Annotated in this window: 3 protein-coding genes; all 3 read right to left on the bottom strand. The window is 36.6% G+C overall.

What is annotated here, in order from left to right:
• On the bottom strand, positions 1-10,407 hold a 10,407-nt coding region (locus NHE85_RS07545), incomplete at its 3' end, for a thrombospondin type 3 repeat-containing protein (protein ID WP_252811247.1).
• 30 nt (positions 10,408-10,437) lie between these two features.
• The gene (locus NHE85_RS07540) at positions 10,438-11,130 is read right to left on the bottom strand and encodes a hypothetical protein (protein ID WP_252811244.1); all 693 of its coding nucleotides are present in this window, start codon (positions 11,128-11,130) and stop codon (positions 10,438-10,440) included.
• The coding region (locus tag NHE85_RS07535; protein ID WP_252811243.1) for a VWA domain-containing protein at positions 11,130-16,369 on the bottom strand (5,240 nt) is incomplete at its 5' end. The genes NHE85_RS07540 and NHE85_RS07535, both read right to left, overlap by 1 nt.

Below are 16,369 nucleotides of genomic sequence, written 5' to 3'. Positions count from 1 at the left end.
GATTCTGCCACTTTCTGTAATAATCGCTTCACTAAATGCCGGCGAAGGACTAGCAGGATCAATAAATCTGTAATTCATCCCGGCAGTAAAACTATCTCTGTCAACGTCAAAGCTTATTAGGTATGATTCTCCTGCAGTAAGCGAAACACCCTTCTCTGCTCCATGCAAGTGCACTCCGGTAGTAACTTTAAGCCTGCCATTTTCAACTACCATACTCTGAGAAAGGGAGTTTTTACTCCAACCTTCTGTTGTAGTGGCAAATTGCATATCATATAATAAAGTTTCAGTGGTATTACCCCCTATCAGTTTCCTGTCAGTTATTACACTCAAAACATTACCCAAATGGTTAGTAAGTTCGTAGCGCTTGTTGCCTACAAATCTTCCCGTAGTTATTTTGGTACCAATAGTAGCCAGTTTACCCACACCCTGATCCATTCCCTCGCAAACATCGCCTATACCATCACCATCACTATCAAGCTGATTGGAGTTAGCTATAAGTTTACAATTGTCACACGTATCACCTACACCGTCACCATCGGTATCTGTCTGCTCAGCATTAGCGGTAAACTTACAATTATCGCACACATCACCCAATCCGTCACTATCGCTGTCTAACTGATTGGCATTGGATGTAATCCTGCAATTGTCGCATACATCGCCCACGCCATCTCCATCAACATCCTCCTGAAGAGGGTTAAAGGTAAAAGGGCAGTTATCCAAAGTGTCTTTTATGTTATCACCATCACTGTCCAGTGCAGGATTACCACAGTAACCCGCAGTAAGCTGAAGGCCGTTCAGGTACATTTCAAGGCCATTGTTAGACATTGTAATCGCTCCTGAAGATAACGTCTCATCAAAAGCAAACTCATGAGAAGAAGTATCTATTGAATAGCTGAAATCACATATCTCTGCCTTTATACCCGGTTCGGCCTGAACAACAAAATTAGGATAATATTCTATTTGACGTTTTCCTAATGAATTGCTTGCTTCAGCATGCCCGGGCTCTGTACCTCCTGTACCGTAGCTGTCATTAGGGTAACCACTTAACAGCACATTATTACTATATACAAAATTGGTAAGCATATTACCATTTATAAGAACCGTTGGCACATACATATCTTGTGAGGCATTATATACCAGTTTAAGTTCCATATCCCATTCACCGGAAGGAATCCCTGTGCCCGGAGCCATTTCATAAACTGAATTTTCAAGATTATTATAGTAACGCCATGTCTTTGGTCCCGGCTTTTTACGTTTACGCCTCACATAACGCTCCAAAGTTATCTTAAGCCTAAAGTCGCCTGAAGCATCCCGCAGCATTTCAAGTTTCAGTCCGCTCCTGTAGTCATACCCCCATTTCGGATTCCTTGGTTTTATTATCTGGTCCTGTAAGTCGGCAAAGTTGCGTGTACTTCCTTTAGGGAAATTTTGGTCATCTATCTTAAAATGAGATGCAATTGTTATGTTTTGAGTTCTAGCCCCAGCCTGTTCAAAAAAGTTAAGCTTTGAGGCAGCATAATCATCACTCCAGAATGTGCTGGCCGACGATACCAGATTTAATCCTTTAGAAGCGTCATTAACCTCAATGCTGCTCATCTGCATATCTCCTGCGAAAGCTTTTTGCATTACCATTTTTGCCTTACCCGTTTCCGCCAGCAGTAAATTTTCCTGTTCAAGGCCTATTCTGCTACTACCGTAAATATCATGTTCCAGAAGAAAATATTGCGAAGAAGTACCAGAATTTTCTTTTAATTCATAAGTCGCTAATGGGTTTCCCTGCGCATCCCTCTTATAAAATGTAGTAGTAACTGTTCCTGATTTATCATCAAATTTTTTAAATATTCTATTTCCTAAACCATCATAACCAAAAGTAATAGGAGCTCCATTATTAGTTACATAATCAACTTTACCATCTGCTCGCCAATAGTAGCTCACCCCATCCACAAAATTCTTATTTAACTGTCCAACAGCATCATAAGTATAGCTGAATGGTAACGAATCATCAACATCAGTTTCAAAACTTCCTACCGCAACAGTATCATCAACATTAGCTAACTTATCACTATTTTTAATATAGTTGTATGTAAAGTTATCCATTGCTGCTGTCTGAAATATACCCGGAGTAGCCGTTGGAATAAGTCCTGCTCTTGAAAGGGTTAACAAATTCCCGTTTCTATCATATGTATAAGCGCTACTATAAGAATCCGGACGGACAGTAGGTGCTCCAAAAGCATCGTAATATATACCTTTAGAGGTCATACCCTTAATACGGTTCAATTGGTCGTAAGTGTACTTATTAAACTGGGTATGTAATAAATTTTGATTTTGGTCTATCAGCGATGTAACCATCTCTTTTATATTACCATTGTACAAGTCTTTACTACCCTCCATATTTTCTGACTTGCTATAGTACTCAAACTGCTTATCAACTGGAGAATTGCTAGTGTTATATCTGGAATCGTAGTCGCCTTTATAATAATTAAGAGTAAACGCAAAGGCATCTTTTGCAGTAATAAATCCATCTTTACCAACATCATAACTGTTGCCAATTCTCTCCCCGTTAACACTTTTTAACCAGCCTTGTAATGTATAAACATAATCCAGTCCCTGCACTTTTTTATCTCCAATTTCTACTCTTGCCAGAGGTCCATGCTCATAATAAAAATAATTGGCATCTTTTTCCCAAATTACATTGTCTTTGCTTGTAAATACCTCCGTTATTCTATTATCATCATCATACTCATATTTATGAATAAACTGGTCTTCTTTACCTGGCTGATAAATTACTTTGTTCACATTGCCACTTATAATATCATACTCATATTGTACTTTGGACATGTTTTGTCCCAGTGCCTGCAGCGATGAATTATTGATAACACTTACCATTTCTTTTACATTCCCATGTACATCATAATCATAAAATATAGCATTAGAATAGGCATTATCTTCAATGTATTTATCCATTGAATCAAAGTACAGTACTGATGTCACTCTATTTCTACCATTATCAGCGTAGGATGTAAATAATGATTCTGTTCCGTTTAATGGCAAATCATAAAGTGTTTTGGTCACTTGATTTCTTAAACAATTTTCATCAAAACCATCCACCTTTTGCCCAGCAAGTATTAGCCTTCCTTCATCAGATATCGTATATCTTGGTACAGTAGCTGTTCCGCCCGTTGGGGTAATTTCACCAGCTTCAGATATCCTTCCTAAGCCATCATATTTTGTATAACTAAATTTATCCCCATTATTATAGCTCATAGTCCTAAGGTAGCATATCTTCGAATTCTGGTTAGCTATTGCTAAATCAGCATGCATTGCCTGTCCGGGATTAGCCTCAGTTTTACTATATATAACAATCCCATTCTTAGAAAAATAGATAATATTACCTTTTCTCTCAACTCTAAAAATATCTCCATTAGATATAATACCTCCATTATATCCTGATACAGCCGTTGCATTTTCAATAATCCCTATAGGTGTTACGGAAGGGTCTGACTGCGTATAAAAAGCATATCTTATATTAGAAGAAATAGGATCATCAGTATAAGTAAGCCCCACTCTTATATTAGAACTGGTACTTATCGGACTTGAGGCATCAATAAGTATTGTAAATTCAACATATCCGTTCGCTGCTATGACAGAGCTACTGCCTGTACTACCAACATATGTACTTCCTGTTCCGGTTTTTGTAACTATAGTGGCTTTTGACGATACTCCGGCTTCCAAAGTCAGCTGAGGCATTTCGTTTCTTGCGCTAAGCTGTTTTTCATTTTGTGAAGCTATAATACGGCCAAGTTTATCATAAGCAAATTTGGTTATACCTCCATTGGGGGTTTTTTGCCATACTAACTGATTAAGTGTATTATAATGATACTGCGTAGTAAGAGTATGCTTGGGCAACAGCGATTCGTTTTCCGTATTATTTGTCCTGGCTGGGTCAATAAGAGCCTCACCTGCAGGAAGAAGTCGCTGAACGCCTTCCGGGGGCACTGTTTGCACAAGGTTACCAGCCTGATCGTAGTAGTAAAGAGTATATTGATACTCTTTATCGGGAGATTGTTTTGTAAGCGTTTCTGTTAAATTATCCATTGCGCCTTTTAAATAACGCTGTTTAAAAGCCTCTTTTTTTCCGGCTATGTAAGCATCCCACAATTCAGAAGCATAGGTTCCGTTAACATTGTTCACAAAAAGCTCACAAGGATTTTCAGCAACTAGTTCCACAGGATTATTAGGATAAATCGGCACCGTGGGGCAAACATCATTCTCTACCATATAGATCTCGTCAATGTACCTGTTCCAAAACAAGGTACTTCCAGAGATCGCTCTGTAATTTGCATAACTCACAACTGCAGCCCTGGTTTTGTTGTTGCCATACCCTAACCCCGACATTGCAAATTCTGTTATAGTTAAATAGTAGGGACTATCTATATTAACTACTCCCATTTTTGAAAGATAAAACAAATAATCTTCTGTTACGTATTGCAAATTTGAATCGCAAAAAAACTGTGCGGTAAAAGATGAAGGCATACTAAATCCTGTTACCGTGCCCATTTTAGCAATATATAATGTCCATGCCGGCCCGCAAGCAACCGCATCTACAGTCTCAGGGATACAAGGTGTGCATGGCACTTTAATAGTATTTGGACATTGACTGATTTTTAGACAGCTTATTGTACCAGTGGTACTAAAAGCTGTACTACCGGATCGGGTTCCTGTAACTGTGTAACTAGCAAGATCATCATTAATTGTTACACCTGTTATTGAAGATATCTGTCCAATCTTGTAACCGGGTAAAGTGAAAACTACCTTACAATCCGACCCCTTTCCAAAATAAAACCCCATTTCACCTGCCAAGCCGTTAAAGCTTGCATAAAAATCTGTGATACTGGGCGTTCCTGTCATATCATATGTCAAATAAGAACTTAAACCAGTAGTCCCTGTTAAACCAGTAGCAGCAAAGCCATCGGGGACCGTGCCTGCAACCGAATTGTATTGCCCTATAACAGAGCCTAGAACACTTTTTAATGCTGCCGCAGCATTCGTTTTATCTGTTAAATTTTGTGGACACGCTACATCACTCATACAATTTATGTTTCCGGTCAGAACAACAGCTCCCGCAGCAACACCACTATAGCTTCGATGATTAGCTATAATTGAAAAATTTATTGTATCACCGGAAAAATCTGTTATTTGCAAATTGGAAAAGCTTGTTATTGCATTATTTAAATTTACATTATTACCAAAGTATAAATTGAAGGAACATGCTGAATTTCTGTCGAATCCAAAAAATAATCCGTAATTAGGACTAGTGAAAGTTTTTAGGTTAAAAATACCATTTTTAGGTAGGCTAGTAAATGGTAATATTTCAGTACGATAAGGTTCAGGAATATTTACACCAGTACTATTTAAATTTGGATCGGCAATAATATTTATTTTAGATTTCCATACGTAGTTTAACAAATCAAAAATTGCTTTTTCTGTAGCATTTTCTTTACTGTATGTTTCAGTACACGTACATCCAAAATCGATTAATGCAGAAGCACCCTTAATGCTTCCAGTTACGGTTACAAGTGTGTAAGTTGAAGAGAGGTACGTTATTGAGATAGTACCATCTTGAGCTATATTGACAGCAGTAATTCTTTTAATCAAAGTAGTATTGGAAGGTAAATTTACAGTTATGGTAGCTACAGTAGTAGTTCCTACTTTTATAGTTAATCCTGTGGCAGATCCATTCCAGGTTGCTGCAATTGACTGATCACCTAATAATGTAGGCATGATACTTCCGGCATAGCCATAGGTATCCGCTTTATTTAAGCCAAATGATGCAAAGCCGAGCGCATTGCCTGTGGTATATAGTTTACCTGCTGCCTTTAATTTATTCATCATTCTCACTAACGCAGTTTCAAAACGCGTTCTGTTGGTACAACCCGAAATACCTGCTCCTGATGTATCTTCTCCATTAAATACAGTTGCTCCCACAGGAACAGGTCCATCTGCTGTAAAACCACACTCACCAATAGGTGCCATAGTGGTACCTTCCAGAATAATTTCATCAGGAAAAGTACAAGATCCTGCAGGTATCCTTAATATAGTCGCTACAACTCTAAAGGTATATATTCCTGTACTTGCATCAAATGACCCCGGAACATAATAAAAATTCTTTAATCCAGTAATTTTAAATGCAGGTGTTCCCGTATATTGAGTCCAAGTAGGAACTGTTCCACAACCCGTATTACCTGTACTAACAATTCTTAATTTTATAGCATCCACAACAGAACCAACCTTAATGTTTAAGGTACTAGATCCAGCAGGTACTGCACCAACAATGGTCGCATTTAATGCCACAGGGCTTACACCTCCAAATCCCGAATATAAGTCAGGCGTTAAAAAAGGATAGTTCTTTATCGTCACACCTGAAGTGATGAAACTTGCCTGGCTATTATAGTTAATATCCAGTAAACCCGACAGAAAATATTCTAAATCAAAAGCTAGAGGGCATTTCCCTGTTTTTAAATACATTGCAGCATCAGTATCCGCTGCTATAGTATTCCCGCCTCCATTCTGATCTCCATTATTGAATCCAAAATCTGCCGGGATAAATCTTTTTACCTTATTAGCATATAGATAGGCCGTCCTGTCGCTACATATACCAGGGTTGCCAACCGTGCTATAATTAGTAGTTAAACTTGAAGCTATCGTTTCATATACAGCATTATAATTTGTATAATCAGCGAAAACCGTTGAAAAAGTTTCATCGTGCTCCGGTTCACCTATACAACCATTATAGCGCTTCTTTTCTGCAGCATATAGGCTTGCATATACACTCTTAATTTTAGTTTTTAACCCGAGATAATAATTCCTGAACGTAATCCATATCCTATCTCTTTGACTAACCGGCAAAGTGGATATATAAGACATTGCAGCAGAAGAAGTTGCAAAGCTAGATCCTCCAAACAATGTGGCAGCGTCCGAATTTGCAAGTCCATTGGCGTAAATAACTGTATAGCAGGCTGCTTTTAGCATATTTAGTTTCACAGTACCAACAATCATTCCGTCAAATTGCCCGGTAGATGTTTCATTAAGAGCCAAAGCCATTATAGCACTTCGCTGACTTTTTTTTGCACTATCTTCTACTATGCCTTCAATAGAAGATACATATGTTGTGTTAAAGTATGGGTCTTTAGTATTACTGATTAGTTGTAAAAAATTAATACCTAAAGGATTAGATGATGAACTGATTTCAGCAAAGGTGTCAATTTTTTCAAGTGCTCTATCAAAATTATCAGATGACATTGGCACAGCAGGAGCAACACCCGATGTTTGAGCTACAGCATTATAATAAATATAATAAAAATATTCAGGATGGTATTTGATTAGCGATTTTGCCCAAGTAGGTTTCCACTCCTTTAAAAAATCTTTTATATTCAGCAGCTGTTCAGGATTTATCAAAAATTGACCTGGTAATTCACCAGGTGTGAGGGGGACTCCTTTTATTGCCGGCTCATATGAATTATTCCCAGTTTGTGTAACAATTATTTTAGATGGCGTATTAAATTCATCTGCGTATGGAATTGCAGGATGACGCCAGCTAAAGTTTGAATCAATTTCAGGTAGCTCTGTATTAGGAACGCCTGATTCTACATCAGTATATCCTCCATAATAAAAAGCATTTGATTCGTTAAATATACTTAATGGGTCCAGTTCCACTTCTTCTTCATCAGTCAAAGGATCTGCACCTTCAATAGAACCATATTGTCCGCTAGGACTCATATCTGCAAGTAATTGTACTTCAAAAACTGTACTTGGAGAAACACCTCCTTCAGGATTTTCACAAAAACTCCTGCATCCATTCAGTAGTCCTCTAAATTCTTTAATAAACCTGCTTTCATACATTGGAACGAAAGAAGGATCTATTAGTTGTTCATTATCAGTATATAGTAGGTTAGAGCCATTATATGTAAATGTATTATTATTTAATATCGGCTTAATATTAATTAGTACATAAGCTTGCTCCGCCTTTTTCACAAGATTTTCCCTAAGCGTTATATCGCCAAGTTTGTTTTCGTTTGTGTTTGAAGGAATCGCATTCATAAGTGAAGTGAAACTGGCTGCATCAGCACTAGAGAGGTAAGCAGTCACAAATGATTCCTCGCATTCAGTACAGGTAACATTACAATCTGAAATAGAAGCATTTGGACTAAAATTATCAGGGCTCACATAACACGAATTTGAAGGATTACTTATTAAACTTACGTAATCATTGGCATAAGCCTCGAGTGCCGCCATATTAACGTTTACATTTTTAGCAAGGGTATAAGATCCTAAATTTAAGTTACTTGCCGTAAAGGTACGTGAGAGTGTTAATACCGGCGTTGTAGTTGAATTAAGATTTAGTGTACCAATAGTTCCGCTCAGAGGGCTAGCCACGAGTTTTTCATTGCCACAATCATCCATAAGGCTTAACGACCAGTCAAAAACATAAGGATAATTCTTATTTCCAAGGCATGATTCTTTATAAGCGTCTGTACTATGATTTAAAGTATAATTAAAGGTTATAACTGGTGAGGGAGTATCCTCAACGCTTATTTGTGTACTAATTTTTCTACCATCAAATGTATTTCCGTTAGCTCCCGTAGCATAGTTGGCATTATTACCTTCCGAAGCCAGATCGGTTGTAGTTAATTGATGAAGTGCTGCATTTTGCTCATCTGGAAGCGCATCCAGATTGGAAGGTTTACTTCCTGCAAGTGCAGTAGCTATAGTTCTCCCCTGTGGATCTATATAGCTTATACTAACCTGTTTATTAGGATCTACAACCATATTTTTTTTGTAATAGTTGAAGTATCCAACATTGTACCCAAACAAGCGATTAAGTTCGTCTTTTTCAGGTTGAATGTAAAAATATTGCATTTCGTGTCCGGTACCTATCTGATGTTTCTCTCCAACACCACCTTTTCTCCTTACACGACCTGTATTATCCGGAGTATATTCTATCTGAGAAAAAGGATATGTATTAGCATTTGGAACAAAGTCCTGATACGTACCTAAAGCTAGCGACGATTCAGAGTAATATTTTGAAGCCCCTGACGTTTTTGCCATTCCGGATATTACTGTTGGAGCACATGAAGTTATAGTAGGATCATCCCAGTCAAAATCCTTATTTGTAAAGATTTTTCCGGCAAGATTTTTATTTAAATTATCATAGTAACGAATTGCAGATTCATCTAATGGTGAAGGTAACACCTCTACAGCAGGCCTACCCTGTGAATCATACACAACTTCACCGACAATGGCTTGCTTCTTAGTATTTATTCTGGTAACGGTCTGGCGATTTCTAAGCGTACCGTCAAAGTAGCTAATTACTTCTTTCTTTTTACCTTTTTCGGCATAAGAAGACTGGTACTGCCAATTTTTATCTCCTTCATAGTTTTTACCAATTTTTAAAACATGAGGCCAATCATTTACAGTTGTTTTTGTGCTTAATCCACTTGTCCAGTTCCCGTAATAAATTTTAGATACATCATCAAGAAATCTTCCAACTGGCCTTACTCTATATATAAGATATCCTTTAGAAAATATAAGAGGAATTCTATATGAGAGATCACTCGTCTGTATTCGGGTGCTATTCGAAGCAAACTCCTTTTCAGTTAAACTAATATCTGTTTTTGCCAATTCACTACCAGGTGTCTCACTAAAATTATCTACCCATACCCATTCTAGCTCATATTCTGTAGCCGGAGCAGTTGCATAAACTGACCATTGAATCTCTAATTCATGCTCATTATTTGTAACTCCGGTAGATGCAACTTTAGAAGTATTAAACCCTGTATATGTTACAAGATATTCATACATAGGTGTAACAACTGTATTTTTTAAATTAAAGTACCGTTGCGTTATAAATCTTGCCTCGGTATAAACCGCTGAGTTATTAACCGTTGTGATATTATTCCCAGCTGCATCTTTATATTGTACTGACTTAACTTTTATAACTGCTCTATGTATTCCAGGAATTTTATATATTGCGAGATCAATTAATCCATTAGTACCTTCAGTGACATAATCATGTTTTACCTCAAGCGTAATATTATAAGCTGTTTGTACTACGCCTGCCGCGGTGTATGGTGTAACTGTATATGTAACTGCACAAGAGTAAATTATAGCCTGAGTAGTTGGTGTAGCAGAATCTTCAATAAGACCCAAATGAATGTACACTGCAGGATCTACTGACGCAAAAGTACCGTTTGTAAGTTGAGCATTACGTGAATCTATCACACTCAGATCAGCGTTTGCTACAATCGCATTTCCTACAAGAGGACTTGTAATAACCTGCTCTTCCTGTCCATAAAAAAGGCTGCTATATATTAAAAATAAAACTGCCAGGATAAACTTTCTGCTTAACATATAAATGTAGTTTTTCTTACTTATCTAATATTATCTTTGATCAACAACCTCGTAATTAATGTATTTAGAAGACAACTTTACTTTATTACTTACAATTGTATAGTATTTTGACGCTTCAAATTTTGCTCTGGGAATTGCTGCATTACTATGCTTGCCGTAAACAATTTCAAGTCGGGGAGTTTTTTCATCAGGCTTACTATAATCCTTTGAAAAATTGAGAGTGGTACTATAATAAAAAACCTGTTTTTGAATATAAAAATCTTTGCCAATAGTCAAAATTATACGTCCATAAGGTAATTGGGAACCCTGTTTTGCTAGTAATTCAATTTCCCAAAACATTTTTTTATCTTTAAAATCACTAACCCTAAATGACTTTAGCAGTTCATCAATATTAAACTCATCCTTATTTATTTTTCCCGGATTCGTTATAAAAATCATCCTTTCATCATGATTTATTTGTGTACTTACTTTATTGTTCAAATAATATTCTGTACTACTAATTTTTAAATAAACCTCATTGTCCGGATTTTTAAGATATTCACCCTTATGAGACTGATATATAGTTTTAGCATCATGATTTTTATACAAATTATAAATTGAACTAAATTGTATAAATTTATTGGAAGCATATTGAGCCTTTACTTTTTCCAGTACAGACTTTCCTGATTGCTGCGCGTACAATGGCGACAACACTATCAAAAACAGATAAAAAATATTTTTCATTAGTTACCTGATTGAATTATGGATCCCGAACGACTTTCCTGTATTGTTTTTACACCTTTAGATGTCTCCTTCTTAATACGAACCAATCCGCCTTCTTTATCATATTCATAAAAAGTTGCATAATTATTACTATCATGCTCTGCAACCAGCCTAAATGTTTCAGGATCATATACAAATGATTTCATACTTCCATTTAAAGGATGAAGGCGGATGTCATCAAAATATACCGGTATGCCCTGACTAGCATTTTCAAGTTCAATGCGCATTATTGATGTATCTGCAGGAATCTCGAATTTGGCAGCTATACGCTGCCAGCCATCAATAATATCACCTGACGGTAAAAAAGGCATATCCACTATTACTTTTTCATTCTCATCTTCAAATATTAGATGTATGATTGCATTTGTATATTTTTTGACCTGTATATTTTGTTCTTCCATCACCCAAGCACTCATCCAATAAGTTATAGGAGCTTGATCAGATGTCGGATATGGTTGAAAGGTTTCACAATCATCACAAAGATCCTTTGGTGTTACCGCACCACCACAACCAATACGAGAGTAGGCCAGTCTGTCAGAAAAATATGTTATTTCATTTTCAAGATGGGTAAAATCTGAATATGCATAATAAGAGGAACTTAATATATCAACCTGACCACTAACAGGAAATTGTGTAGAGGGAAGACCCATTAAAAACTGTAATGACGACATAAGACTTGATGTCACTTCACTTATGGGTTGGCTACCGTTTGGATTACTCAATACCTTTTCAGTAATTTTAATATCATCAAACCAAACATCAGCAGGCACACTGCCATTACAGTCCAGCCTTATGCTTAATTTTTTAATATTTGCCGGAACTATATATTTCCCCTCTATATACTGCCACCCATTTTTTACTATTGAATTTACACTTGTAGAATAGGTATAAAACCCAGGTTCCGTTTCTGTTTTCATCGTAAGCCAAAGCTCAGCCTGTGCAGTTTCACTTTTAACCCATGCTGAATAAGTATATTCTCTTGGCTGGTTATTATTTATATCTACTACGCTATTTGAATATACATACACTTCAGTTGAAGCACCAGCATTGTGAATTTTCAAAGAATTATTACCTGTATGTGCTTGAGTTGTGTCATAAGTTATGAGTTGCTGACCAGCTGGATATGTAGCGGTAGATGGCCATTGTCCGGTAGTCTCCATATCACTAATAAAAATACTTTGCCCATAGTAACTATTACCATCAATATAGTAACCTTCCCCTATACCATAAACATATAAATGTGAATCTCTATTTGCCTGATTGACTAATTCCTTAAGTTCACTTACATCGGATGTTTGAGATCCATCCGTTATCATAATAATAATATCTGTTTCTGTTTCTAAAGCTCGCCTAAGTCCGCTTGCCCAATAATCAGAGTTAGCGCTAATACCCATAGCTTCTCTTACAGGCGTATAATTACTTTTATAATTGCTGATCCAATTATCAAAATCCTGCTTTGTATCAAGCGTAACTCTACTTTGGACGTGGTCTGTCCTTGTGTCAGTATCAGAATCAGACATTCCTATAAATGATATTGTAGTAGTTGTGCCGAAAGCAAGTTGTTGCTCTATAAATTTTCTTAACTGGAATTTTATCTTTTCAGCTTCACTACTATCTATAGATGCCGATTCGTCTATGACAAATGCTACATGAGATTCGCAAACGTTTGTAGGTGGACAAAAACTTATATGCTTAACCGTATGCGTTTTAGACACTGTACCATTTGTATAAGTCACTATAGGGCTACAATTTACTGTTGAAGTAGAATAATTAAATAAATTCACATCTCCAATAGTACCATATTTGCCAATAACAACATCCGGCTGGGCGTCTCCTGGTGAGAAGGAGAAAGATAGTACCTGTCCATTCCATACTGCATTATATATAGCGGGATTCATATCAGTTATATAACTGGAAAGCATAGACAATTCTAGACAGGTATAGCCATTTGGTATTGAACTTTTTTTAAGAAGATGGTTTAGTAATGCTATATAAAGATCCTTTACATTTCCAGATTCTTCACTGATTTCTGTACAAGATGTACCACATGTGGCACTGACCGTTATTGTTTTATAAAAAGTAGATACACATCCCGTATTTTCGGTGACTACTAATTTTACTAAATAATTACCAACAACATTGTATGTCATTACAGGATCAGCATCAGTATTAGTTGTATATATATTTCCCGATTGATTATAAAAAGTCCACAAATAATTAGTAACATTCACTTTATCAGCCTGAAGATGGAACTCCTGCTGTACATTTAAAGGTATACACGAAAGCCCCTGATCTAACTTAATTTCTCCAAATAGTAGAACACATTCGGTACTAGGGCAAAAATCTATATGTTTTATACTATGTAATGAAGATACTGTACCATTTGCATAAGTAGTAGAAAAAGTTTGTGGTGTTATATTAGATGAGTAGTTAATTAGGTTTATATCACTTATCTGTGCTGTATTCGGAACCGAAACATCAAAGTCAGTCCCGTGATTATTAAATGAAAATTTAAGAACTCCTCCTGTAAAGGTAAGATTCCAAATTTGTGGATTGTTGTCTGTTATATAGGGCGACAAGGCTTCTAATTGCGAACAATTGTATGGGTTACTTACATTTACACCTCCTGTGGCCATAAGATGATTGATTAAATTCAAATATAACAGTTTTACATCTGCAGATTTCGGATTGGTTTCAGTACATGTTGTACAGGTATTACTTACTGTAATTGATTTCCAAAATGTTGAGGTACATCCGCTACCATAAGTTGCTATAAGCTTTATCTGATAATTACCAGTTGTTGTATAGCTGTATGAAGGTTGAGGAAGCGCACTCGTTGTTAACACTGTTGTTGTACTATTAGCAGCATAAAAAGTCCATGCATAGGATACTACAGTCGAAGATGTAGTTTGAAAATTAAACAATGTAGGTTTGTTAACTAACGTGCACGATATACCTGAATCAAGATTTACTGTACCGGTCAATGGCGCACAGATACCCGGACAAAAGTTAACATGCATAACTGAACTTTTAACTACAATACCATTAACATATAGTGTCGTTGCATTGAAAGGCGTTGTTGCGGATGAAAATTCTAAAATTTCTATATCGCTTACAGGACCATTATTAATCACCGATACATCGTAGGCGCTTGTACCATGATTCGCAAATGAAAACTTAAGTAATTTAGTAGAACTTGTATAACTAAGATTATAGATTAGTGGATTGGTATCATTTAAATAAGGAGCTAAGGCAACCAATTGAGGACAATTAAATCCAGTGGTAATAGTAGCAACATTCCCTCCAGACCCGTAAGTTGCTAAAAGATAATTTACAAGGTCAATATATAAATTTTTGACAACTACCGTTTGAGGGTTATTCTCTGTGCAAAAACCTGTACAATCTTCTACTACTGCAAATATTTTTTTAATGTTTGTATGGCACCCATCATTAGTCGTTATTTTTAATTCTACCGAATAAGTATCACTATCAGCAAATGTCATTACAGGATTTTGTAGACTGCTTGTACCTACTATATTTTCATTATAATCATAAAAAACCCAACTGTAGGCTGTTATATTTGTAGCATCAGTATCAAGGGCGAAGCCATGAGGCTGACCAGTAAGCATACATGACATCCCCGGGTTTATCCTGATATTTCCAACCACTGAATTACATGATTCATTTTCAGGGCAAAATTCAATTAGCTTTGAAGTATTTCCAGCATTTACAATATCACCATTCCCATAGATCACTGACATAGATGCAGTAGTAGCCGACCCCAGATAGGAAAAAAACTTGATATTGGTAATCGATTCCCCTACAGGGATACCGCTTAATGAGACATTCGTTCCTCCAGAGAAAGAAAAGGACATCTGGCCATTGCTCCTCGAAAAAGAATAAATTTTCGGGTTAGGTTGCGTTATATAAGGTGCCAAAGCAATTAATTCAGGACAATTATATCCATTTACGCTATTGGGCAACGGAGTGTCAACGGATAACAGGTGATTCAGCAGGTTTATAAAAAGTCCTTTTACAGTGTCAGATAAAGGGTTATCATCCATACAAGTATATGGAAATGCTGAAGTACAAATATTAAATGTCCCCGCATATTCATCTGAATTTTCAATAAATACTCTTATTTTATACGCTCTCCCCACAATCAAGTTCGTTGCAACACTTTGATTACTACTTTCACAATATAATTGTGTAAGTGTTCCGCAGGTATCGCCTTCATATACCGCATGATTAAGATCAAGTTTTGAATTTGACAGTCCTCCTATATTAATAAGGTGATCTGTAGCGGCAGCTGTAAACTCAAACCATACATCTCCATTACCCGATCCCGGGCAGTTATTGAATTCAGCAGAAGTTGTAGATGCTATTACAGATCCTGAAACTGGATTACATAAACCGCTTACATTGGTTGAAAGTATGATTGGGTTGGCACAATTATCATTAGTAGGAGGGCAGCCAATCGGTTTTGTCAAAATGTCACTCAAAATATAACAATTTGTATTTTGAGGGCTTTGTACTAACATTTGTAATTTTTGAAATGAAGCAAAGGGTCCAAATGTATATTGCCCTAGAGCATTTACTACTTGCTTTTGTGCAGTTTGTACCACTCCACCTATAATAGGCGTTAACTCCAAAGAAGTAGTACCTCCCATATTTGAAACGTTAACTTTAGAGTAAAAAGACGCTGAAGGATTATTACAGTCTGTTTGAACACCAAAACTTGCTTCTATATTCGACGTACAAGTACCTTTAGTTATAGCAATTGAATAGTCCGTAAAAGAAGTCGTTTTTGAACCGGCAACAATATAATAGGTAATCCCTGGTGTTACAGGAAGGTTTAAAATATCTTTTTGTTGCGATGAGGAATCTGTATTACCTGCAACACAATTTACACCAAAATCAGCGCAACTATTATAAACAAAAACACCCGTTTTATCAGCAAATTGTGGCATAACCACTAAACTTATATTAATACTTGTTGTTCCTGCGGGCGGCGTGTATGAGTATACAGCTCTTGATCCGTCAAAATAGCCTGATGACCCTACACCGCAACCAGTACCCGGGTTACCACTATATCCTCCTGAGCCGGGCGTTTGCTGACCTGCCTTAATGTAGGGTAAAACTGGAGGTACTATAATAGGAAGAGCACAAACCGTCCCTGTTTTTAGAGTACTAAAAAAAA

The organism is Flavobacterium sp. NRK1 (assembly GCF_024054175.1).
In the GTDB taxonomy this organism is placed as follows: Bacteria; Bacteroidota; Bacteroidia; order Flavobacteriales; family Flavobacteriaceae; genus Flavobacterium.
Note: the sequence above shows the minus strand (reverse complement) of the source record. Positions and strands in the feature narration are given on the sequence as shown.

Coding starts and splice junctions, on each gene's coding strand:
- NHE85_RS07540 (WP_252811244.1), bottom strand. CDS start 11,130: ATGAAAAATATTTTTTATCTGTTTTTGATAGTGTTGTCGCCATTGTAC.